This window comes from bacterium, assembly GCA_030583725.1.
Lineage (GTDB): Bacteria > Patescibacteriota > Microgenomatia > UBA8517 > UBA8517 > JAUYMM01.
Map to the genome: position 1 here is coordinate 795,120 of CP129472.1, position 20,572 is coordinate 815,691.

Consider the following 20,572-nt stretch of genomic DNA (forward strand, 5'->3'; position numbering starts at 1 on the left):
TATTGCTAAATCTTGCCTTGATGCTATTAGTATCAAGAGAAAGGATTCGGAACAAATAGACATTAAAATAAAATTACTTCTTGAAAGCTATTTAGATCAGATCATTGATAAGCAGACTTTTCAAGAAAGTAAGCTGGATTTAATGTCTAAAAAGAAAACAATAGAGGAGCAAATCCTTTCTCTTAAAAGGAATCAAAATAATTGGATCGAACCTTTTAAAAACTGGATAATTGAAGCTAGTAGAGTAGATCAAATAATATCAACTAATGACAAAGATGCCAAAAAGGTACTCGCCGAAAAAATTTTCGGCTCGAACTTGTTAATTGAAAACAAAAAACTCCGAGGGGATGGGCAAAAGTCGTGGTCTTCGCTTCGCTCGACCCCGACAGGTCGGGGGTATGCAAGGGTGGATAGAATCGAACTATCATTACCTGTTTTGGAGACAGGAGGCCTACCATTGACCGACACCCTTATATATTTGGAATTATATCAATTATGGTGATAGAATAGCTAGTTCATATGATAAAAGAAGGATTACTGGTTCCATGCCCTTTTTTTGCTGGTAAATATTGTAGCGAAGGTTGTTCAAATTTTTACAATGTTTTAGTTGCAACAGCAGAAGAGGCAAGTAATAGAGATGCAAGTTTTGTTCAGGTTGTTGAGGAGATTGTAAACGCAAGCAACGCAGAAGTGTCTTCGAGGCGAATGACCCTAAAGCATTTAGAAGCTTCTTCACAATGCGATAACAACATGAAGCATTGATTTGTCTAAAAGACTATTATAACATCAGATATGGCTGATAAAAAGGTTGATACAGCAGATACACTTCGTTCAACTAGTGGTAAAGGCTCTTTCGTAAAAGCAACTAAACATGAGGGTGGGGATACGCGCGGTTCTTGGGAAGACAAAATTGATGCTAGGATGGAGAAAAGTGGGTATATTGCAGGACTAATTGCTAAGAAGTTCGCAGACGAAGGAATTATAACCATAAATGAGGACGGCAAGACGTTTCACATAGGTGGGGAATATGGCGGCGAAGTTTACAAAATTAAGATGCTTCCACTTGTTTGGGCCGCCTTGAAAAAGAAAAAATAACTTATTTTAATTTACTTGTTTCTTTGTGAAGTGTTTGTTTTTTGCAGGTTTGACACCATTTTTTAAGTTCAAGTTTACCTTTACCTTTTGTATCCATATTGACCTTGTTCCTGTCAGTCACATAATTTTGTGATTTACAGTCAGGACAAATCATTCCTACAATTTCTCTTGCTCCCTTTTTTGCCATATGACAAGTATTCTAACATATAGTAATCTATGTTTGAAGATGCGAATTTGGTTTGTTTCAACAAGGATAGCTGGCAACGATGGAGTATCACTTGAAGCTGTTAGGTGGCGTACAATTTTAACTAGAATGGGCCACAAGGTTACTTTTGTTGCTGGGGAGTTAGATAGGGCAGGAATTTTAATACCAGAGCTTCATTTTAGTAACGAATCTGTCATAGATCTTCATGATAAAGTTGTTTTTAGTAAAAATCATTTTAAAGAAATTGAGGCAGAAGTTTTTGAGTTTGCTGGGAAAATAGAAGGAAAGCTTCGAGAAGCCTTTAATGGCCATAGGCCTGATATGATAATAATTGCAAATTGTTTATCACTTCCGATGCATTTTCCATTGGCAGTTGCACTAACTCGTATTATTGAAGAATTTAAAATTCCAACTATAGCAAGACATCATGACTTTTGGTGGGAAAGAAAAAGATTTTTAAAATCCTCTTGTTTTCCATTTTTTAAACGTTGGTTTCCTCCGAATAGCTCATTCGTAAAACATGTAACTATAAATACAATTACCCAAAAACAGTTAAAAGAAAAACTGGGGATTAACTCATCTGTGATACCTGACACATTTGATTTTGTGGGGACAACAAACAAAGGAGATAAATTTAACAGTACATTTAGAAAAGACTTTGGAATTGCTAAAGATGATATTGTGTTTTTGCAAGCTACTAGAATAGTTCCCAGAAAGAGAATTGAAATATCTATTGAACTTGTTAAAAAATTAAATAACCCAAAGATTGTTTTGGTTGTTGCAGGTAGAGTTGGGGATGAAGGTAGAGATTACTTTGAAAAACTTGAGTCTTTGGTTGCAAAATTGAAGGTAAGAGTCGTCTTTGTGGGTGATTATATTGATTTTAATAGAAAATTAACAGGCAACAGAAAGAAAATTTATACTCTTTGGGATGCATTTATCTCAGCTGATTTTGTTACTTATCCTTCTGAAGTTGAGGGGTTTGGAAATCAATACATAGAAAGTATTTATTTTAAAAAGCCAGTAATAATTACACCTTACCCGGTATATAAATCTGACATTAAACCATTAGGGTTTAAATCAATTGAAATAAGTGAAAATTTAAGTGTCAAAGACATAGAACGGGTGAGAACCTTCTTGGAAGACAAAGAAAAAGTTAAAATTATGGTTGAAGATAACTTCAGTCTTGGGAAGGCACATTTTTCATACGAAGCTACTGGAAAAAAGATAGGGGATCTTCTCGCAAGATAAATATAATTTGAGCCTGAGAGAGGAATTGGACCTCCGACCCCCAACTTACCAAGTTGGTGCTCTACCACTGAGCTACCCAGGCTTATGTTACACTAGGATTATACATTATGAATGATATTATTTCTGCCATAGTTATTTTCTTCTTATCACTTATACCTAGTAATTCAAATATTGATAATATGTTAAAAAATCCACAAACGACCATTCTTTTTGTGGGGGATATAATGCTTGGGAGGTCTGTAATGGGTGAGGCTATTGATAAAAATGATTATTTATATCCATTTAGAAACGTCCAAGGTTTTTTGGCAGATGCAGATATCACTTTTGGCAATCTTGAAAATGCAGTTATTAAAGACTGCCCCAGACAGTACAAGGGAAGCTTTTCATTTTGTACTACTCCAGAAATTGCAAAAGGTTTACAGGAATCAGGTGTTGATATTGTAACGCTTGCTAATAATCACAGTTATAATTTTGGTGTTGATGGCTTTGAAGAAACAAAACAGAATTTGAATAATTTAGGAATAAAGTCAGTTGGATGGGGAAACCTAGAGATAATTGAAAAAAATGGAATAAAATTTGGATTTTTAGGATTTGATTATGTAACTTCAATTAAAAACATTGAATCTGACTTAAGCTTGATTAAAGAGTCAAACCAAAAAGTTGATCTATTAATTGTTAGTCCCCATTGGGGAGAGGAGTACAAAGCAGTAGCAAATAAGTTTCAAGTTGAGACAGCCAGAAATATGGTTGAGAGCGGTGCAGATTTAATAATTGGCCATCATCCTCATTGGGTGCAAAATTATGAAGAAATAAATGGGGTGCCAGTATATTATTCTTTAGGCAATTTTATATTTGATCAGATGTGGAGTGAGGAAACTAAAAAAGGTCTTCTTGTCAAATTTACTTTTGAAGATGGCAAGATAGTAAATAGGCAAGAGTATAAAACATATATTTCAAAAATTGGCCAACCAGAAATTTTAAAATAGTTTATTAACTATCCGAGTCTGTGCCAAGTCTAGGATTCGAACCTAGGTAGCCTTACGGCGCGAGTTCTACAGACTCGTGTATTTGACCACTCTACCAACTTGGCAAAAAACTGACAGATTGTATTATATCAATTCTCCCAGTCTTCTACTAGGTCTTTATAATTTGACTTGATTTCTAGATATTCTTTTTTAGTTATTAAATCTAGTTGTATCTTTGGAAATCGTTCTCTAAACGTTTTATCTCTCATTAACGAGTATTCATTCATAAAGTTTTTGACTTCGACATATGTTTTAAATTCTGAAAGGTAAAAATCAGGTCTATAGGTATGTTTTCCTAAATCAAACAGACTTGGAGCATATTCCCATTTTAAACCAATTAAATTGTATATTCTTGCCACATTTGCCTCCCAAGTGCTATAGAAATTTATTGTTGGACTAATGTCGATTCTGATACCATTTTTGCCTTTTGAAGCTTTTGGAGAAGTAGTTTTTCTTCCAAGTCTGACTATATTGCAATGGATGCTACAATATTTTTGAGTTTTGGCTAGGTATGGGACTAATTCAAAGGATTTATGACAATTAAGACAAACAATTTTAATTTTGGGTTTAGAAAAATGTTTTCCTCTCAGTCGGTTTGGTAGTGCCTTCAATGTTTTAGATATTTTCATTTTGGTAGATTCGGACATTTTTCTACCCGTATTGTTTATGAGTGCAGAGCAACGCTGAGAACAATACGTCTTGTGGTCATATGGTTTTACTAAAAATTTATTGTTACAGTTGGTTCTTTTGCAAGATCTAGTGACTAAAGCTTTAATTTTGTAGTTATAGATACCTGCTGCCCAATTCCTTTTTGAGATTTCCGATTGTTTTTTCTTATATTCAGGATCGGTGTAAAAGTCATCGGCAGAGGATGTCATAAATAAAATATATGCCGAAATTTATACGAAGTCAATACCGAATTGTAACCAAAAATTTGAGCCTCCTAGCCGAAATCGAACGGCTGTCGACGGTTTACAAAACCGTTGCTCTACCATTGAGCTAAGGAGGCGTAAAGCGAAGTATACCAAAAAATGGTCCCATCTGAAAAGTGCCTCAGTGAATTTCCTGAATTGCTCAGGTGGGTAGACTGTCAATAATCACAAGTGACTACCAAACGCATCCTCCCAATTCATAGATTTAGTCAGGAAAATCTGACCTCGACTCTAAACAAACAGGACCATATATAGTATAGCAGACATATCAAACACCTGGTATGTTTAGGTTAGGGTATGAGAAGGGCCAAAAATAAATTAAGAACAGGGGAAATAATATTACCTATAAAAGAGGATCCTCCAAAGGTTGGAAGTATTAAAAAAAGCAAAATAATCATACCAAATCTGTGTAAAAAACTGTCTACTTCGTAGGCGTACCTGCGAGGTAGTAACCCAACTAGTATTTTTCCTCCATCTAGTGGGTGAATTGGGATTAGGTTAAAAATAGCAAGGGCTACATTTAAAATTATGAAAGGAACCGCAAATATACTAAAGGATGGGCTAAAATAGGCGATCAAGGAAATTATTAGGGCAAGAATTAAATTTGACGCTGGTCCTGCAAAAGAAATTAGGGCAGAATCACGCCTTGGGTTTTTTAAGTTATATGGATCAAACTCGACTGGCTTTGCCCAGCCAAAAGGAATAACAGGTAAACCCATATACCTCATTATGACTAATACCAATAACAGTGTTGTTCCAATTGGGTCGTAGTGGACTATTGGATTTAATGAAAGTCTCCCCATTAGTCTTGCTGTTGGGTCCCCAAGTCTATCTGCCATCCAGGCATGAGAAGCCTCATGAATTGTAATAGCGACAACGAATGCAAGAATCCAAATTATAATCATATGTTATCAATAATATTGTCCACCTGATGCGGTCATTGATGAATTTAACTTTTACTAGTATAATGCATCATTAACGCTATGTCATTTATTTGTGAAAGTTGTTCAAAGAAAACAGTATTTGGGTCAAGTCAAACCCATGGACGTGGTATTGCTGGAAAAAGATGGAAGAAAAGAGCTCAAGAAACAAAAAGGACTTTTACTCCAAACATTCAAAAGTGGTATGGGATGAAACTTTGTACTTCATGTATTAAAAAACTCCGTACAAAGGTTTGAAAAACTAATTAGCTGAATTTGTAGGAATTTTTAAAAGTTTTCCAATCAACAGGATTTTTGCCTTCTAATTGTACAATCACTGGTTCATCTTTAAATTCTAATATCTTTAGTCTCTTTTCTACACCATTAATAGATATGGTTGTCCAAATTCCAGGCCATGGAGAGTAGGCTCTTAATTTTCTGTCAATTAACTCTGGGCTGTCTGTTAAGTTAACAAAACCATCTGCTTTACTAACTAATTTAGTAAAAGTTGCTTTTTCATGAGCTTGTTCTTTTAGATTAACTTTGCCTTGAATATATGGCTCAATTAAGTTTAGAAGTACATCTGCAGACTTCTCGAACAACCTTTCTCTTAAACTTTGAAAAGTATCATCTAAATTTACTTCTTCTTTAAATTGAGTAACTATCTTTCCGTGATCCATCTGTTCATCCATTTTAATTATAGTGACACCTGTTATAGTGTCACCATTTGCAATAGTTGTTTGGATTGGAGATGCTCCACGATATTTAGGTAATAAGGATGGATGAATATTCAAAATTCCATACTTGAAGTTATTGATTACATTTTTTGGTATGATCATACCAAAAGAGGCACAAACACCCATATCTGCTTTTGGTAAATTATCAAAATCAAAGTGTTTTTCTATTTTTCTTTTGTGTGCCCAACCATCTACCGCTGAAAATTCAAGTTTTTTCTCCCTTCCAAAAGGTTTAGGTGGCTGGGTAACAACAGCTGTAATCTCGTAGTATTTGTGTAATTTCTCCAAAACTGGGATTACATAATCTGGGGTTCCAAAAAAAATTACTTTCATATAATTAAATTTCCACTTCTTCCCATTCGTCACTTTCATCTAACTTGTATAGTTTTTTCTTTTGCTCTAATAACCTGTCTATAAAAAGAAATCCATTTAGGTGGTCGATTTCATGCAAAATTATTTGTGCGTTAAAATCCTTAAATTCTTCAATTATTTCTTCTCCATTCTCATCAAGATACTTTAACTTAACATAACCATCTCTTTTTAGTGGGCCATAATAGTGGGGAAGTGACAAACAGCCTTCCAAAATTTCATTTTTCTTTTGTTTTTCTTTGATAGGTAATTTGACTTTTTTGATTTCAAGCCCAGAGGGCCAAGCTCTGCTTATTATTTCAGGATTAATAACAATCCTTTTTAAGTTTTTAAAACTAACAGCAAAAACTCTTAAGTTTACGCCAATCTGAGGGGCAGCCAACCCAACACCCTCTGGGTCTTTTTGAACAGAAAGTGTATCTTTTAAATCTTGAATTAATTTTTGCACCTTTTTGTCAATTTTTTCAACAGGTTTACTCAACCTTCTTAAAGTTGGGTTACCCGACTGGACTATCTTTTGAACCATAATATCTATGATTATAACATCTTAATGTTATAATCTCATATCATTTTGAGGCTGATATAGATTGGTCTAAATATTTTTTGATCAATTCGTCATTTGGATCAATATTATTAAGTATGTATTCCAAGTGTTCTTTTGCATTTTCATAATCTTGAATATCAATGTATGTAAGTCCTAATGCAAACCTACCTTCTTTGTAGTTAGGTTTTAATATAACTGCTCTTTCTAAATTTTCTAACCCCTCATCCAATTTGCCATTCTTAAGATTCAAAATACCAAGTTGGTAGAAAGACTTTGGATTTGTTGGAGCTATTTGGCTACCTGTTAGAGCTATTTCTTCTGCTACTAGTAAATACTCTTTATTCTGGCTTGCGAGCAAGTTTAAGTTGCTTATCAAAATATTTCTGACATTCTGGTTGTATGGATTTGCATCAAGGGCAACCACTGCATCGTTAATACTTAAGTTTGCTAGAGCTTTTTCAGCCATATAAAGTGGCTCGTTGGGTGTGTATTTTAAGGCCTTTGTGATTTCTACTAATGCAAGCTCTCTATTTTTTTCGCGATTATAGTTTCTTGCACTATTATAGTGAACGTCTGATCGCCAATAACCTAAGATAAAATATAAAGAGAAAGTTATAGCAATAACTACAAAAGCTGTTAATATCATTTGGCTTGTATTTAGTTTTTGTTTTTTTCTTTGTACCGCTTCAGGCGAGGAAGTTACAATTGCCATTGCAGGAAAAATAAAGAAGAGGAGTGAAACTGCAACAACTGAAAAACCAAAAAAGTTAGTAACTAGAATTGAAAAGTATCCAGCCAAAAGCGCAATATTTTTTGACTTATAAATAACAACAGTTGAAACAATAATTAAGACAAGGTATGAAATTAAACCTAAAATACCAGTATTTGCCAAGTAATTTAAGTATTCATTATGTGCTTTGTTGTAAATAAAGTCCCACTCAGACGTCAAGTTGTGTTCGATTGGTTTATGTTTTGGAAACGTATAAGCAAAGGTCTCTGGGCCGGATCCAAGTAAGGGATAGTTTTTAAATATATTAATTGCTCCAGTCCAAACATATTTACGTATTGTTCCAGATTCTGTCCCTCCCACTTCAAGAGCGGGACCAACTGAGGTGGTTTCAAGTGGGTTATTTGTGATGTGTGGTGGGTTAATAGCAAAATAAATAACAATAAAAGTAAATAGTAAAATTAAAAACTCCTTTACAATTTTTGATTTTTCTTTCCAAAACATAAGAGTAAAGAAAATTACAAATTCAATTCCAAAAGCAAGTAATCCTGAACGAGATTTAGTAAACAGAAGGGTAACAAAAAATAATACTGAAAGTAGGATGTACCACTTGTTTTTAAAACTATAAAGCCAAGAAATGGGTAGTAGTATTACCACTAATGCTGCAAGCCAATTTGGTTGACCAAGTGTTGAAAAAACCCTAGATTGAACATCCTGGACCCAGCAAGATTCAAAGTATCCCAAACCCATTAGTCCGCACGTTGCAAATATTTTGAAATGTTCTAACACGGCTAAGGTAGAAGTGATAGCCGTTGAAATTAGTAGATAGTATAAAGCACTAAGTGATTGTTTTACTGTCATATTTGAGACAAACGCCCAATAGAGAAGACTAAGGCAGATTTGGGTCAGAAGACCGCCATTAAACCTGGAATAATATCCTAACCACGAAGTTCTTGGGTCAATAGATAGTAGTGTGCTGGCCAATTGAATGAACAGATAAATAACAATTGGCCAATCCAGTATTGTGCGACGGAAAGTGATACTTTTTTGTGATATGCTGTTTATTGCCCAAACGGATATTGTTAAAATAGTAAAGACATATAAAACTATGACTTTATTAAACTCAAAAAGCTCAGACGTGTTTTTGAAAAAAATAAGTGGAATTAAAAAAAATAATGTGTTAAAAAGTAAGGCAATCATGTTTTCATTAAAAAGTATACCAAATCCTATTAATATGATCTTAGGTTTTTTTTCAAATGACCTAGGTATTGATCTAGGTACTGCTAACACCTTAGTCTATATTAAAGGTAAGGGGGTTGCTACTCGTGAGCCCTCAGCTGTTGCGAGGCACAAAAAGACCAAAGAGGTTATAGCTATCGGTTCACCTGCAAAGAAGATGATGGGTCGTGCCCCATCAACAATCGAAGTAATTAGACCTTTAAGGGATGGTGTGATTGCTGACTTTGATGCAGCGTCTTCTATCCTCACATATTATATAAAAAAAGTTCATGAAACAGGTGGAAATATGCCAAAAATTCCAAGACCCCATGTAGTTATTGGCATACCTTCTGGAGTAACTGAAGTAGAACGTAGGGCTGTTGCTGATGCTGCAATAGACGCAGGTGCCAGAAGGGCGGATTTGATTGAAGAGCCAATGGCTGCAGCGATTGGAGCAGGTCTTGATGTTGAGTCGCCTGAGGGAACATTCATTGTTGATATTGGCGGTGGAACTTCTGAAATTGCAATTATTTCCATGGGTGGAATAGTAATTGGAAGGTCATTAAGGGTTGCTGGAGATGAAATGGATGAAGCAATTATTAATTACGTTAAACTAAAGTATTCAGTACTTTTGGGTCAACCATCAGCTGAAACAGTTAAAATATCTATTGGTTCTGCAGTAAATTTTGACAAACCTAGATCTCAAATAGTTAGAGGAAGAGATTTAGAAACTGGTTTACCTAGGTCAGTTAAATTAACAGATGGAGAAATTAGAGAAGCCTTGGGACCAATAATCCACGTGATAATTACTGGAATATCTGACACACTGGAAGAAACTCCACCAGAATTAGTATCTGACATTATGGAAAAAGGAATATATTTAGCAGGGGGAGGTTCACTAATTCATGGGATGGATAAAGCAATTGCAGATGCAACTAAAATGCCAGTTTTTATAGCTGATGATCCATTAACTTGTGTTGTAAGGGGTTGTGGAAAACTATTAGAAAACCCTCTAATGTTAAGTAGAATCAGAGTTACAAAAGGTATGAAGTAATAACTCGTTAACCTTCAATATTTGTGATAATCTACTTTATATATGCAGACTTTGGCTTCATCAAAACAACAACAATCTTGGCTCTCTTGGTTTTTGAGAGGCGTTTTAATTTTGGGGTTGTTTATTCTAATTGCAAGGTTGGTAGACTTACAGTTGATAAAGGGGGGTTATTATAGAAAACTTGCAGAAGGAAATAGGATTGAAAGGGTTAGAATCGTCGCTTCGAGGGGTAGAATTTTGGCACGTGGTGGAGAAGTATTAAGTGGACCCAATTTTGCCCACATTACAGGCTATACTGCAGAGACCAATGAACAAGAGGTTGGAATAGTTGACCCCAGGTGTATTGAAAAAGGTCCAATGAAGTTAGGCCAAATTATAGGTAGAAGTGGTTTACAAGAATATTATAACTGTCATTTATCTGGTGTGGATGGTGAAGAACTTATAGAAGTTGATAGTCTTGGTAATAAACTACGAACGATAGGTACAAAATATCCAATCACTGGGCAAGATTTAAAGACTAACATTAACTATGATTTGCAGGTTGAGCTAGCAAATAATTTTGAGGGTCTTACTGGTTCTGCTGTTGCAACAGACAAAAACGGTGAAGTGTTGGCTCTTTTTTCATCTCCCACATTTGATCCTAGTGATATTGTAAAAAGTTTAGATGATCCCGAGCTGCCTTTGTTTAATAGGGCAATTGGTGGTATATATCATCCCGGATCAATTTTTAAACCCCTTGTATCAATTGCAGCTTTGGAAGAGGGAAAAATTGACAGAAACTTTAGATATATTGATACAGGTGTGGTGACAGTTGAAAGCCCGTATGGCAACTATTCATACACCAATTGGTATTTGACTCAGTACGGTGGCCAAGAGGGTGAGATTGACTTAACAAGGGCAATGGCCAGATCAACTGATACTTTTTTTTACAAAATTGGTGAATATGTGGGAATTGATAGCCTTGTTGAATGGATGAAAAGATTTGGATTATCTAAACTTACGGATATTGACCTTAGAGGTGAAGTCTATTCTTTAGTTCCTTATCCTGAGTGGAAACAAAGAATTAAAGGGGAGAGATGGTTTCTGGGTAACACCTACCACTTTTCAATTGGTCAAGGAGATTTGGCACTAACTACTGTGGGTATACATAGAGCTAATTTGGTAGTTTCAAATATGGGTAAACTATGTGATTTAAAAATTGTAGGTGACACAAACTGCACTGTTTTAAAAATTAAACCTGATAATTTAAGCTATGTTCAGGAGGGTATGGAAATGACCTGTCAAACTGGCGGAACGGCCTTTACTTTTTTTGACTTTAGTGAAAAGCATTATGGTTTAGATGTTGCTTGTAAAACAGGTACTGCTGAAACAAATGAGGATGGGAAAAATCACGCTTGGTTTACTGTTTTTGCACCAGTTGAAAATCCTGAAATACAGTTAACAGTTATGGTTGAAAAGTCTGGTGAAGGAAGTAAAGTTGCGGGACCGATTGCACGAAAAGTGATGGATAAGTATTTTGAAGGTTATATCAAATATGAATAAACAATTACATTTTGGTCAAGAGTTATACGTTTTAGGAAAGTTGTTAAGAAAAGATACAAGGGCGGTTGCCGTTGTGGGGTCCAGAGATATAACTGAAAGGGGAAGGAAGTTAACAGAGCAATTTGTAAAAGAATTAGTTAAAGAGAAAATCACAATTGTTTCAGGACTTGCAAGAGGTATTGATACAGTAGCTCACGAAACGGCTTTAAATAACGGAGGAAGGACAATTGCAGTAATAGGTTCAGGGCTTGATATTATTTATCCAACTGAAAATAAAAAGTTAGCAACACAGGTGTCAAAAAGTGGCGCAATTGTTTCTGGTTTTGATTATGGTACAAAACCATTACCCCAAAATTTTTTAGCAAGAAATCAACTAATTGTTAAATTGTCCCAGGCAGTTTTGGTTATTGAAGGAAAAAGAAGGTCTGGTACAATCTCCACCGCCAACCATGCAGCAAATGATGGAGTAGAGGTGTTTGCAATTAAAGGTAGTGAAGCAACTGACTATTTGATTGAAAATGGAGCTACCAGTGTACAAAGTCCTAAAGAGATAGTAGATTATTTAAATAACCAATGAACAAATTCACATCGAAGATGGAATAATAATATATAAAATACCTATGAAATTCATTATAGTAGAGTCACCAACAAAAGCTAAAACTTTAACTAAATTTTTAGGAAGTGATTATACAGTTGATTCAACAAAGGGTCATATTTTTGATTTACCAAAAAGTAAGTTATCGATTGACCTTGAAAATGACTTTAAGCCAGATTACCAACCAATAGACAAAAAGAAATTAACGATTTCAGACTTAAAGAAAAAGGCAAAATTAGCAACCGCAATATATATAGCAACTGATCCAGATCGTGAGGGGGAGGCAATTGCAGGTCATGTTCAAGAGGTTGTTGAAAAGGCAAAGAAGAAAACTACAAAGTTAAGTAGAATTTCCTTCCACGAAATTACACAAAAAGCAGTAGAAGAAGCAATTAGTCATCCAACAGTAGTTAATCAAAATCTTGTGGATGCCCAGATTGCCAGAAGAGTTTTGGATAGGCTTGTGGGTTATAAACTTTCCCCACTTCTTTGGAAGAAGGTTAGAAGAGGGTTATCTGCTGGTCGTGTTCAGTCTGTTGCTGTTCGCCTAATAGTAGAGAGAGAAAATGAAATAAAGGCATTTAAACCAGAAGAATATTGGGAAATATACGCAGACTTAAAATGCAAAAATCATAATGCAAAATTCACAGCACAGCTCATCAAACAGCAAATCACAAACAAGGAACAGGCAGATAAAATTTTAAAAGATTTAGAAAAAGCAGATTATAAAGTTTTAGATATCAAGAAAAGGGAAGTCAAAAAAAATGCTTACCCTCCGTTTACAACTTCTACTATGACTCAAACTGCAGCTAGAATGTTTGGGTGGACAGCAAAAAAAACGATGTCTGCAGCTCAGAAGTTATATGAGGAAGGTCTAATTACTTATCACCGTACTGATTCCTTGAATTTATCAGTTGATGCAGTTAATAATGCACGTAAATTTATTGAAAAAGAATATGGAAAAGACTACTTGCCCAATACACCCTTGGTGTACAAGACAAATAGTAAATCTGCACAGGAAGCTCACGAAGCAATCAGGCCGACTGATATAAATTCTCAAACCGTGACGGGTAGTCAATATGGCGAGGATAAACTATATGATTTAATTAGAAGAAGGTTCATCGCTTGTCAAATGAGCCAAGCCGTTTACAACGAGACTACGATCGACGTTGCAGCACAAAGAGCTGATGAAGAAACTGCTTATCTACTTCGTGCAAGTGGTCAGATTATGAAGTTTGACGGTTGGAGAAAGTTGTTTGTGATCGGAGGTCATTCATACATAGACCGAGAAGTAATAATTTTGCCAGAAGTTAAAAAGGACGAAGAGTTGATGAAAGAAAAAGTTTGGGGTGACCAAAAGTTTACACTTCCACCTGCAAGGTATAACGAGGCGTCCTTAATTAAGACTTTGGAAAAATTAGGTATTGGTAGACCTTCAACATATGCTCCAATTATTTCTACAATTCAAATTAGAAGTTATGTAGAGAAGACAGAGGGTAAGTTCATACCCACATCAATCGGCTTTGCTGTAACTGAGTTTTTAGTTAAAAATTTTCCTGACGAGCTTGAATATAGTTTTACTGCAGAGATGGAAGAAGACTTGGATAGAATTGCAGAGGGGAAGATTAAGTGGGAGGTTGAGATGGCAAAATTTTGGAAACCCTTTTCAAAAAAGTTAGAAAGTGTAGAAAAACTTGCAGAAAGAGTAAAAATAGAAACTGAAAAAATTGGTAGGAAGTGTCCGGATTGTAAAGAAGGGGAATTGGTCATTAGAGTTGGAAGATTTGGTAAGTTTATAAGTTGTGATAAATTTCCAGATTGTAAACATATAGAAAAGTATGTTGAAAAAACTGGTTTTAAATGTGAAGAATGCAAAGATGGTGAATTAATTGTTAAAAGATCAAAAAGAGGGAAGTTCTTTGGTTGTAGTAACTACCCAAATTGTAAATACGCCACTTGGAAACTTCCAAAGAAGGAAGAAGAGTAATGTAACTTGACAAAAGTAATGTAGACTGCTATTATTAATGTATGTACACAGTTTCCATTACATCTCAAGGTCAGATAAGTATTCCAACCTCACTTCGTAGGTTGTTTAATCTAAAAACTACGAATAAAGCTAATATCATACCCACTGAAGGGGGACTTTTAATAAAGCCCGTTGTAGACTTCTTGGAATTGTATGGAAGTTTATCTACAAAGAAGAAACCTCTGTCTAATTCTGCAATCCACAAACTCTTTTCAAAGAGTGTAGCAAATCGTAAGAATAGAAATTAACTAAAAATGGTTGAGATGATAATTGACACAAATACAATTTTGAGGTTTGTGCTTAAAGATGTTAGTTCTCAAAATGTTGAGGTTTATGAATTAATCAAAAAAGCTAAAGACAAAAAAATAAAGTTAATTATTCCTGAAATCGTAGTCTTTGAAACTTACTTCACACTTAAAAGTTACTATGAGTATAAAAAAGAAACTTTATTAATAGTTTTAGAATCATTATTAAGTGCGGATTACTTCAAAGTAGAAAATAGCCATCTTTTTATGGAGGCTGTTAAGATACTTGGAAACAGCAATCTTGAATTTGTTGACTGTTTTTTGGCCGCGAAATCAAAATTTTTAGAAACCAAATTGTTTACCTTTGACAATAATCTCAATAAATATTTATATAAAAAATAACTATTTATTATATTTAACAATATATCCGAAGTTTTTAATTGTTTTAATTGTGTACTTGCTAGCAACCTTATTTTTTAATCTAGACATAATTTTGTATATAGCCCAAAGTGAGAAATTGTCGTCTGTCATCTTCATTAAACTGGATATTTTATCAACACTGATCGATGATTTGTTGATTACTAAATAAGTTAATATCTTTGACTCGTTCACCGATAAGTATGGAAAGTTAATCAACACTTCTTTGTGTCGATATTTATTAAAGTAGTGTCTTAATAATCTTGACTTAATCAATCCAGATTTGTTTGTTAGTCCAATAATATTCAGTTTGTTCGTATCAGTATTTATGATTAACTCTTTTAAATAATTTAATTCAAAGTTGATCTGGATATTATTTATATAATAAGAGTAGTCGTCAAAATTACTTTTTCCGTCAGAAATTTCTTTACAAACATATTTAACTATTCTAGCAATACCTCCAGATAAGTTATAAATACTTTTGTAACATCTTTCTGGTATTTTCCATTTGTAATATTTTTTCAAAGTCTCAATCATTACTTTTGTTTGCTTAAAGGAAAAAGGTGCGACGTAAATAAAGTTTAAAAAGAATGACGTTGTGTAACCTGAGTAAGATTCGGGATCTATTAATGGAGAATGATCAGTGAGGGTAATAAACATAATTTTGTTAGGATTTTGATCCTGGATTGATCTTAGTTTTTCCAAAGCATCTCTCCTTTCTTTTATATTCTCCAAGAATCTGATGATAAATATTATTTTTTTGTTATGTGCACTCTCACATTTTTTGCGAACAAATTCTACAATTTCTGTGCTGTCAACTTCTTGGTTATAAGTAATAATGTTATTGATATATTTTTCTTTTTGTAGTCGAAAAATTAAAAATTTATATATTGTTTTGTTGCTTTGTCCATACATTACTGAGATGCATGTATTTTCTTCGTAATTAATAGCATTTTTCACTTTTTGATATATGTTATCAAAGTAATCAATAGGTAGTGATTCTACATAGTTTTTTTGCATATTAAATTGATAATACCATTGTTTGTCAAGTTTTCGTCCAAAATAGGTCAGGTACTTGTCAAGCTGTCTAATAGGTTAAGAAGGTATAAATCAAACATGTTAAAAGAAGCGGTTCGAGCAATTATAGCTACGGATCAAAATGAAGTTTTGTTAGTGAAAAGGGCAGATGGTATTGAAAAAGATAAATATTGCTTACCTGGAGGAAAGGTGGACGTTGGCGAGACAAATGAACAAGCAGTAACAAGAGAAATAAAAGAGGAATTAGGTCTAGATTTTGATCCAAAAGATTCTTTCATGATATCAAACGATAGTTGGAAGACAACTTATTTTACAGGTAATACTTCAGGGCAAATAAAAATAGATACCAACGAGGTCAGTGGTGTTGTCTATCTTAGTGGTAAAAAGTTGGATACGGTTGATATCGCTTTTGATCATAAATCCATTTTAGAGGATTACTTTTATTTATCGATGTTGTAAGTATGGAAAAGCAACACTTATCTGAACATGAAGCTGAGTGGAATCATTTAGTTTTATATTTGAGAAACAAAGTGTATGTTGGTGATCCTTTAGATGGAGAAAAACCGTATCAGTTTTCAAGCATCAAGTTGATAAAGCTTGTGGATCCTTTGACAATAGTGCCTACAGCAAAATACGTTTTGAGTGACCACCTAAGTAAGATAGAACAGATAAGAAAAAATGAAGTTGATATCTTTAAATTGGATAGGATATTTAGATTAGCAAATGGTTATTTTATTTGTCCGCCAATACTTGAGATATGGGACGAAACACCTTATTGTGGTAGACCAGTTATAGTTGATGGGGGACATAGAATATTTCTAGCAAAAAAACATAAACTTCCAATAAATTGCATAGTTATATCAGAGCCGATTTTGTGTCCACTACCTGTTTTACCACTAGATGGTTGGCATCAAGTTAACATATTTGATCAGATACCTGTAGATAAGCGAAATTATAATCCTAATATTCCAGAACCAGAAAATCCATATAAATATTACAGATTAGATTTGCCAGGGTCTACTGGTCCTAGAAGTAAATAAAAGTTACCTGTATTTAACCACTTCAGTATTTATAAATTCCAATTTAATTTTAGCTTTTTTAAACATTTTTTCTGATTCTTCCCCTGCATGATATTTGTTAGCTGCAACAACTCTTTTAATCCCAGAGTTAATGAGTAACATTGTACAAGTTCTACAAGGTGTCATATTTACATAACAAGTTGCACCGTCTAGTGAAACACCTCTTTTTGCAGCTTGGCAGATTGCGTTTTGTTCTGCATGGACTGTTCTTACACAGTGTTCTGTTACTGTTTCATCTTCGTGGATAACTTTTTTGAGTTGGTGACCAACATCATCACAGTGGGGCATACCAACAGGAGAACCAACATATCCTGTAACTAATATCTGTCTATCTTTTACAAAAACAGATGAGGCACGACCTCTGTCGCAAGTTGCTCTTTTGGCAACAGACCTCATTATTTCTAAAAAGTATTCATCCCAAGATGGGCGAATGTATTTTTCCTCTTTTGTTTCAATTATTTTATCGATTTGTTTATACAATTTTTTAAAAGTTGTATTGTTTTTTATTTTAAAGTCAGATAATTTAATGCATTCAAGTATGTTTTGTGCGCTTTTGTCGCTATTTTGAAATTCTCTTTGTTCTTGAATCTTGAACACTTTAAATGTTACAAAATCTTTGTCCGATGCTCTCTTTTTGATTCTTTTGTAACGAATTTTGATATCTGAATCAACTGCAATTATTATTCCACCCTTTTTCTTTATAAATCTAACCTCTTCTGGATTTCTAATACTTTCTATTACAGTGTTTGATTTTTGTTGTTTGGCTAAAGCATATAGCTTTTTAATAACATAATTTGATCCATATTTTTTACGTAGTAAGTTGCCAATATCTTGCAAGCTTGTTCTGTTTATTTCTGTTTTACCTTTTGTTAATTCACCCCTTAAGTAGTCGCTAACTGAATAATGCTTAAAACCATTTTGCTTCAAGTAATCAACAACAGTACCTTTTCCAGATCCAGAAGTACCAGTTATACCAATAATTTGCATTCTTACTTTTACCAAAAAAATATATTAAACACAATAGACTTCATAGTTTGCTAGATGTAATATTAAACTATGTATATTGTTGACTTATATACACCTCCAAATAGTAAAGATTTGATAAAGAAAATACTTGATGATTCATCAAATGAACAAAGATCAAAGATATTAAAAGCAATAGCAACTTTGGAAGAGTTCGGTATAAGTAGAGATATACCAAATTTAAGAAAGCTAAGTGGCACAAAGTTATGGGAGTATCGGATTTTAGGAAAAGATAATATCAGATTGATTTTAGTATCAATCATAAATGGGAGAATTGTAGTTCTAAATATATTTGTTAAGAAGAGCCAAAAAACTTCAATCAAAGAACTAAAAACATCAAATGAAAGATATAAAATAATGCTTGACAGACTGACATCCAATAAGATATCATAGGTATATATGAAAAATACCAAAATAGTTAAAAATACAGATTTTAGAGAATACCTTGAAGAACAGTTAAAAGATCCTGAATTCAAAAAAGAATGGGATAGATTGGAACCTGCATATCAAGCACAAAGAGCTTTAATTAGAGCTAGAATTGATGCAAAAATGTCACAAAGACAACTTGCAAAAAAAGCAAAAACTACACAAGCTGTAATTTCAAGAATAGAAAATATGACAGTAAGCCCTTCTATTGGTTTACTCCAAAAAATTGCAGAGGCATTTGGAAAAAATTTAGAAATTAGATTCACATAACTTCCTTATTGATTTTCAAGTTTTTAATTGCTAAATTGACAACGAGATGAAAGCAACTTCTAGTAATTTTAAAGACTTTGATGAGTATCAAAAGTTTTGTAAGAGTACTGCAGTTTACCCAAAGATAGGTAAAAGTTTTGTTTATCCTTTAATTGGACTTCAGGGTGAAGTTGGCGAAGTTTCAGAAAAAATTAAAAAGTTATTTAGAGATGATAAGGGTATATTGACTAAAGAAAAAAAAGTTGAAATAACAAAGGAGTTGGGTGATGTATTATGGTATGTATCTCAATTGTCTACAGAGTTTAATTTGAGATTATCAGATATTGTAAAAGGAAATATTGAAAAACTGTCATCAAGGAAAGAAAGAGGTAAAATTCATGGAAGTGGAGATAATAGATAATAAACTATAACCTCTCAAGTATTTTATATTCATAAGATGGATTATTTTCTAGGTGTTGCTCACTAAAGGTTTCTTTCCATTCATCTTCATTAATTTCTGGAAAATAAGTATCCCCGTCATAACTTTTATGAACCTTAGTCAAATAAATCTTGTTTGCTTGAGGTAGTAATTCTTTATAAATCATCCCACCTCCGATGACAAATAATTCTTCTTCATTTCTTTTTTTAATGAATTCCAATGCTTCATTGATGTTAGTGAACACAAAGGCACCGTCTGCTTTGTAGTTCTTTTCAAAAGACAAAATAACATTAGTTCTGTTAGGTAAAACCCTACCTATAGACTCAAATGTTTTTTGACCCATCAAAATATGATGGCTTGTCGTTAGTTTTTTAAATCTTTTTAAATCATCCGGAATACTCCAAAGAAGTTTGTTTTTTGCTCCAATTACATTATTTTCAGAAACAGCAACTATTATTGATATATTCATTTTTAAACAGATATTGGCGCCTTTATAGACCCATGTGGATTATAGTCTATAATTTCAATCCAATCTGACTCAATTTTGTCTATGTTTTTTAATTTTGAATTCAATTTAATTGTAGGTAGGGGACGTGGTATTCTTTTTATCTGTTCTTTTGCTTGCTTAATATGATTTAAATATAGATGTGTGTCAGCAAGGGTCATTGTCAACTCTCCTGCAATTTTACCTGTAATTTTTGCAACTATCTCAGTTAGTAGGGCGTAGGAAGCGATATTAAAAGGAAGTCCTAAAAAAGAATCGACAGATCTTTGGACCATGAAACAATTTAATTTTTTACCAACAACCTGAAATTGAAAATATAAGTGACATGGTGGAAGTGCCACATCTGATAAAACAGATGGGTCCCAAGCAGTCACAATTATTCTTCTCGAGTCTGAATTATTTCTAATATCGTCAATTGCGTTTTGTAGTTGATCTATTGTATCTTTTCCTCTTCCTTTCCATTTTCTCCATTGAAATCCGTATACTGGTCCTAGGTTACCGTGTTTTTTAGCAAAGCTTTTGTTTGTTTTAATTTTCTCAATAAACATAGTCATTTGATTTTGCCATTCAGGTGTATATTTTGGATATTTTTTATCTAACTTATTAGATACTAAGTATCTTTGAAATGGCCACTCGTTCCAAATATTTACATTCTTCAAAACTAGTGATCTCAAATTATTTTCTCCTCGAATAAACCATAACAGTTCCTCTTTTACCCCATGAAACCAAACCTTTTTAGTAGTAAGAAGAGGAAAACCTTTTGAAAGATCAAATTTTAACATTCTACCAAAAACTTTTTTTGTTCCAGTTCCTGTTCTATCCTTACTTGCTGTCCCATTTTTAATAATGTCTTTAAGAAGATCTATGTAAATTTTATCTGCTAAGTTTTTTTTGGCGGTTGACATTGCAAC

The 20,572-nt window shown here is 33.6% G+C and carries 26 protein-coding genes, 4 tRNA genes and 1 pseudogene; 16 read left to right on the forward strand and 15 right to left on the reverse strand.

The features are described from left to right. Positions 1–401: 401 nt before the first annotated feature. Positions 402–472 (reverse strand) — tRNA-Trp (locus QY322_04550). A gap of 47 nt (positions 473–519) precedes the next feature. Between QY322_04550 and QY322_04555 the strand changes: the two genes are divergently transcribed. Then, the gene (locus tag QY322_04555) at positions 520–762 is read left to right on the forward strand and encodes a hypothetical protein (GenBank protein WKZ25621.1); all 243 of its coding nucleotides are present in this window, start codon (positions 520–522) and stop codon (positions 760–762) included. Between the two features lie 30 nt (positions 763–792). After that, positions 793–1,095, forward strand: a complete 303-nt coding sequence (locus QY322_04560) for a hypothetical protein (protein WKZ25622.1) — start codon at positions 793–795, stop codon at positions 1,093–1,095. 1 nt (position 1,096) lies between these two features. On the opposite strand, the gene rpmG is transcribed toward QY322_04560, so the two are convergent. Then, entirely contained in the window at positions 1,097–1,282 is a 186-nt protein-coding gene (gene rpmG / locus QY322_04565; GenBank protein WKZ25623.1) for a 50S ribosomal protein L33, read from the reverse strand. Between the two features lie 39 nt (positions 1,283–1,321). On the opposite strand from rpmG, the gene QY322_04570 reads away from it, so the two are divergent. Beyond that, positions 1,322–2,551 (forward strand): glycosyltransferase family 4 protein, encoded by a 1,230-nt coding sequence (locus QY322_04570; protein ID WKZ25624.1) that lies wholly within the window; start codon positions 1,322–1,324, stop codon positions 2,549–2,551. Positions 2,552–2,561: 10 nt separating this feature from the next. On the opposite strand, the gene QY322_04575 is transcribed toward QY322_04570, so the two are convergent. Continuing rightward, a tRNA-Thr gene (locus QY322_04575) sits at positions 2,562–2,633 on the reverse strand. Between the two features lie 25 nt (positions 2,634–2,658). On the opposite strand from QY322_04575, the gene QY322_04580 reads away from it, so the two are divergent. Further along, positions 2,659–3,537, forward strand: a complete 879-nt coding sequence (locus QY322_04580; protein ID WKZ25625.1) for a CapA family protein — start codon at positions 2,659–2,661, stop codon at positions 3,535–3,537. A 21-nt stretch (positions 3,538–3,558) separates the two neighbouring features. Here QY322_04580 and QY322_04585 read toward each other — a convergent pair. The 4 genes from QY322_04585 to QY322_04600 all read right to left on the reverse strand — a co-directional run bounded on the left by QY322_04585 (position 3,559) and on the right by QY322_04600 (position 5,413). Next, a tRNA-Tyr gene (locus tag QY322_04585) sits at positions 3,559–3,641 on the reverse strand. Positions 3,642–3,665: 24 nt separating this feature from the next. After that, the gene (locus QY322_04590; GenBank protein WKZ25626.1) at positions 3,666–4,454 is read right to left on the reverse strand and encodes a hypothetical protein; all 789 of its coding nucleotides are present in this window, start codon (positions 4,452–4,454) and stop codon (positions 3,666–3,668) included. Between the two features lie 59 nt (positions 4,455–4,513). Next, positions 4,514–4,585: transfer RNA gene (locus QY322_04595), tRNA-Thr, on the reverse strand. Positions 4,586–4,798: 213 nt separating this feature from the next. Next, positions 4,799–5,413: a site-2 protease family protein gene (locus QY322_04600; protein ID WKZ25627.1), complete on the reverse strand. Its 615-nt coding sequence runs from the start codon at positions 5,411–5,413 to the stop codon at positions 4,799–4,801. A 78-nt stretch (positions 5,414–5,491) separates the two neighbouring features. On the opposite strand from QY322_04600, the gene QY322_04605 reads away from it, so the two are divergent. Continuing rightward, positions 5,492–5,686 (forward strand): hypothetical protein, encoded by a 195-nt coding sequence (locus tag QY322_04605; GenBank protein WKZ25628.1) that lies wholly within the window; start codon positions 5,492–5,494, stop codon positions 5,684–5,686. A gap of 8 nt (positions 5,687–5,694) precedes the next feature. On the opposite strand, the gene fmt is transcribed toward QY322_04605, so the two are convergent. The 3 genes from fmt to QY322_04620 are packed head-to-tail and all read right to left on the reverse strand — an operon-like array spanning position 5,695 to position 8,666. After that, a complete protein-coding gene (gene fmt, locus QY322_04610) occupies positions 5,695–6,498 on the reverse strand; it encodes a methionyl-tRNA formyltransferase (protein ID WKZ25629.1) in 804 nt (267 codons plus the stop codon). 4 nt (positions 6,499–6,502) lie between these two features. Further along, positions 6,503–7,060 (reverse strand): peptide deformylase, encoded by a 558-nt coding sequence (gene def, locus QY322_04615; protein WKZ25630.1) that lies wholly within the window; start codon positions 7,058–7,060, stop codon positions 6,503–6,505. Between the two features lie 40 nt (positions 7,061–7,100). Continuing rightward, positions 7,101–8,666, reverse strand: coding sequence for an O-antigen ligase family protein (locus QY322_04620; protein ID WKZ25631.1), 1,566 nt, complete (start codon positions 8,664–8,666; stop codon positions 7,101–7,103). Between the two features lie 247 nt (positions 8,667–8,913). Between QY322_04620 and QY322_04625 the strand changes: the two genes are divergently transcribed. From QY322_04625 to QY322_04650, 6 genes are read left to right on the forward strand one after another with little or no spacing between them, the layout of a single operon-like run. Next, positions 8,914–10,077, forward strand: coding sequence for a rod shape-determining protein (locus QY322_04625; protein WKZ25632.1), 1,164 nt, complete (start codon positions 8,914–8,916; stop codon positions 10,075–10,077). A 42-nt stretch (positions 10,078–10,119) separates the two neighbouring features. Beyond that, positions 10,120–11,619: a penicillin-binding transpeptidase domain-containing protein gene (locus QY322_04630; GenBank protein WKZ25633.1), complete on the forward strand. Its 1,500-nt coding sequence runs from the start codon at positions 10,120–10,122 to the stop codon at positions 11,617–11,619. Further along, positions 11,612–12,196 carry a DNA-processing protein DprA gene (locus tag QY322_04635; protein ID WKZ25634.1) on the forward strand — a complete coding sequence of 195 codons (585 nt, stop codon included), beginning with the start codon at positions 11,612–11,614 and terminating at the stop codon, positions 12,194–12,196. The genes QY322_04630 and QY322_04635 overlap by 8 nt, the downstream gene beginning before the upstream one ends. Positions 12,197–12,239: 43 nt before the next feature. Continuing rightward, the gene (gene topA, locus QY322_04640; GenBank protein WKZ25635.1) at positions 12,240–14,201 is read left to right on the forward strand and encodes a type I DNA topoisomerase; all 1,962 of its coding nucleotides are present in this window, start codon (positions 12,240–12,242) and stop codon (positions 14,199–14,201) included. A gap of 41 nt (positions 14,202–14,242) precedes the next feature. Then, on the forward strand, positions 14,243–14,488 hold the full coding sequence (locus QY322_04645) for an AbrB/MazE/SpoVT family DNA-binding domain-containing protein (GenBank protein ID WKZ25636.1): 246 nt from the start codon (positions 14,243–14,245) through the stop codon (positions 14,486–14,488). Between the two features lie 6 nt (positions 14,489–14,494). Then, positions 14,495–14,887: a PIN domain-containing protein gene (locus tag QY322_04650; GenBank protein WKZ25637.1), complete on the forward strand. Its 393-nt coding sequence runs from the start codon at positions 14,495–14,497 to the stop codon at positions 14,885–14,887. Here the strand turns inward: QY322_04650 and QY322_04655 are convergent, their stop codons facing one another. Next, positions 14,888–15,922, reverse strand: a complete 1,035-nt coding sequence (locus QY322_04655; GenBank protein WKZ25638.1) for a hypothetical protein — start codon at positions 15,920–15,922, stop codon at positions 14,888–14,890. A gap of 96 nt (positions 15,923–16,018) precedes the next feature. On the opposite strand from QY322_04655, the gene QY322_04660 reads away from it, so the two are divergent. Together QY322_04660 and QY322_04665 are read left to right on the forward strand one after the other, a co-directional pair. Next, on the forward strand, positions 16,019–16,399 hold the full coding sequence (locus QY322_04660; GenBank protein WKZ25639.1) for an NUDIX hydrolase: 381 nt from the start codon (positions 16,019–16,021) through the stop codon (positions 16,397–16,399). A 2-nt stretch (positions 16,400–16,401) separates the two neighbouring features. After that, on the forward strand, positions 16,402–16,980 hold the full coding sequence (locus tag QY322_04665) for a hypothetical protein (protein ID WKZ25640.1): 579 nt from the start codon (positions 16,402–16,404) through the stop codon (positions 16,978–16,980). 3 nt (positions 16,981–16,983) lie between these two features. Here the strand turns inward: QY322_04665 and QY322_04670 are convergent, their stop codons facing one another. Both QY322_04670 and QY322_04675 read right to left on the reverse strand, forming a co-directional pair. Beyond that, positions 16,984–17,478, reverse strand: a complete 495-nt coding sequence (locus tag QY322_04670) for a cytidine/deoxycytidylate deaminase family protein (protein WKZ26127.1) — start codon at positions 17,476–17,478, stop codon at positions 16,984–16,986. Positions 17,479–17,643: 165 nt separating this feature from the next. Beyond that, positions 17,644–18,006: pseudogene (locus QY322_04675) on the reverse strand (AAA family ATPase). 69 nt (positions 18,007–18,075) lie between these two features. Here QY322_04675 and QY322_04680 point away from each other — a divergent pair. From QY322_04680 to QY322_04690, 3 genes are read left to right on the forward strand one after another with little or no spacing between them, the layout of a single operon-like run. Next, on the forward strand, positions 18,076–18,435 hold the full coding sequence (locus QY322_04680) for a type II toxin-antitoxin system RelE/ParE family toxin (GenBank protein ID WKZ25641.1): 360 nt from the start codon (positions 18,076–18,078) through the stop codon (positions 18,433–18,435). Between the two features lie 6 nt (positions 18,436–18,441). Further along, on the forward strand, positions 18,442–18,738 hold the full coding sequence (locus QY322_04685; protein WKZ25642.1) for a helix-turn-helix transcriptional regulator: 297 nt from the start codon (positions 18,442–18,444) through the stop codon (positions 18,736–18,738). A gap of 46 nt (positions 18,739–18,784) precedes the next feature. Then, positions 18,785–19,138, forward strand: coding sequence for a nucleoside triphosphate pyrophosphohydrolase family protein (locus tag QY322_04690; GenBank protein WKZ25643.1), 354 nt, complete (start codon positions 18,785–18,787; stop codon positions 19,136–19,138). 4 nt (positions 19,139–19,142) lie between these two features. Here the strand turns inward: QY322_04690 and QY322_04695 are convergent, their stop codons facing one another. Further along, entirely contained in the window at positions 19,143–19,625 is a 483-nt protein-coding gene (locus QY322_04695; protein ID WKZ25644.1) for a dihydrofolate reductase, read from the reverse strand. A gap of 2 nt (positions 19,626–19,627) precedes the next feature. Continuing rightward, the gene (locus QY322_04700) at positions 19,628–20,566 is read right to left on the reverse strand and encodes a thymidylate synthase (protein WKZ25645.1); all 939 of its coding nucleotides are present in this window, start codon (positions 20,564–20,566) and stop codon (positions 19,628–19,630) included. Positions 20,567–20,572 lie beyond the last annotated feature (6 nt).

Coding starts and splice junctions, on each gene's coding strand:
- QY322_04655 (WKZ25638.1), bottom strand. CDS start 15,922: ATGCAAAAAAACTATGTAGAATCACTACCTATTGATTACTTTGATAAC.
- def (WKZ25630.1), bottom strand. CDS start 7,060: ATGGTTCAAAAGATAGTCCAGTCGGGTAACCCAACTTTAAGAAGGTTG.
- rpmG (WKZ25623.1), bottom strand. CDS start 1,282: ATGGCAAAAAAGGGAGCAAGAGAAATTGTAGGAATGATTTGTCCTGAC.
- QY322_04560 (WKZ25622.1), top strand. CDS start 793: ATGGCTGATAAAAAGGTTGATACAGCAGATACACTTCGTTCAACTAGT.
- QY322_04600 (WKZ25627.1), bottom strand. CDS start 5,413: ATGATTATAATTTGGATTCTTGCATTCGTTGTCGCTATTACAATTCAT.
- QY322_04645 (WKZ25636.1), top strand. CDS start 14,243: ATGTACACAGTTTCCATTACATCTCAAGGTCAGATAAGTATTCCAACC.
- QY322_04685 (WKZ25642.1), top strand. CDS start 18,442: ATGAAAAATACCAAAATAGTTAAAAATACAGATTTTAGAGAATACCTT.
- QY322_04625 (WKZ25632.1), top strand. CDS start 8,914: ATGACTTTATTAAACTCAAAAAGCTCAGACGTGTTTTTGAAAAAAATA.
- QY322_04620 (WKZ25631.1), bottom strand. CDS start 8,666: ATGACAGTAAAACAATCACTTAGTGCTTTATACTATCTACTAATTTCA.
- QY322_04630 (WKZ25633.1), top strand. CDS start 10,120: ATGCAGACTTTGGCTTCATCAAAACAACAACAATCTTGGCTCTCTTGG.
- topA (WKZ25635.1), top strand. CDS start 12,240: ATGAAATTCATTATAGTAGAGTCACCAACAAAAGCTAAAACTTTAACT.
- QY322_04690 (WKZ25643.1), top strand. CDS start 18,785: ATGAAAGCAACTTCTAGTAATTTTAAAGACTTTGATGAGTATCAAAAG.
- QY322_04605 (WKZ25628.1), top strand. CDS start 5,492: ATGTCATTTATTTGTGAAAGTTGTTCAAAGAAAACAGTATTTGGGTCA.
- QY322_04680 (WKZ25641.1), top strand. CDS start 18,076: ATGTATATTGTTGACTTATATACACCTCCAAATAGTAAAGATTTGATA.
- QY322_04570 (WKZ25624.1), top strand. CDS start 1,322: ATGCGAATTTGGTTTGTTTCAACAAGGATAGCTGGCAACGATGGAGTA.
- fmt (WKZ25629.1), bottom strand. CDS start 6,498: ATGAAAGTAATTTTTTTTGGAACCCCAGATTATGTAATCCCAGTTTTG.
- QY322_04580 (WKZ25625.1), top strand. CDS start 2,659: ATGAATGATATTATTTCTGCCATAGTTATTTTCTTCTTATCACTTATA.
- QY322_04665 (WKZ25640.1), top strand. CDS start 16,402: ATGGAAAAGCAACACTTATCTGAACATGAAGCTGAGTGGAATCATTTA.
- QY322_04650 (WKZ25637.1), top strand. CDS start 14,495: ATGGTTGAGATGATAATTGACACAAATACAATTTTGAGGTTTGTGCTT.
- QY322_04555 (WKZ25621.1), top strand. CDS start 520: ATGATAAAAGAAGGATTACTGGTTCCATGCCCTTTTTTTGCTGGTAAA.
- QY322_04695 (WKZ25644.1), bottom strand. CDS start 19,625: ATGAATATATCAATAATAGTTGCTGTTTCTGAAAATAATGTAATTGGA.
- QY322_04635 (WKZ25634.1), top strand. CDS start 11,612: ATGAATAAACAATTACATTTTGGTCAAGAGTTATACGTTTTAGGAAAG.
- QY322_04660 (WKZ25639.1), top strand. CDS start 16,019: ATGTTAAAAGAAGCGGTTCGAGCAATTATAGCTACGGATCAAAATGAA.
- QY322_04590 (WKZ25626.1), bottom strand. CDS start 4,454: ATGACATCCTCTGCCGATGACTTTTACACCGATCCTGAATATAAGAAA.
- QY322_04700 (WKZ25645.1), bottom strand. CDS start 20,566: ATGTCAACCGCCAAAAAAAACTTAGCAGATAAAATTTACATAGATCTT.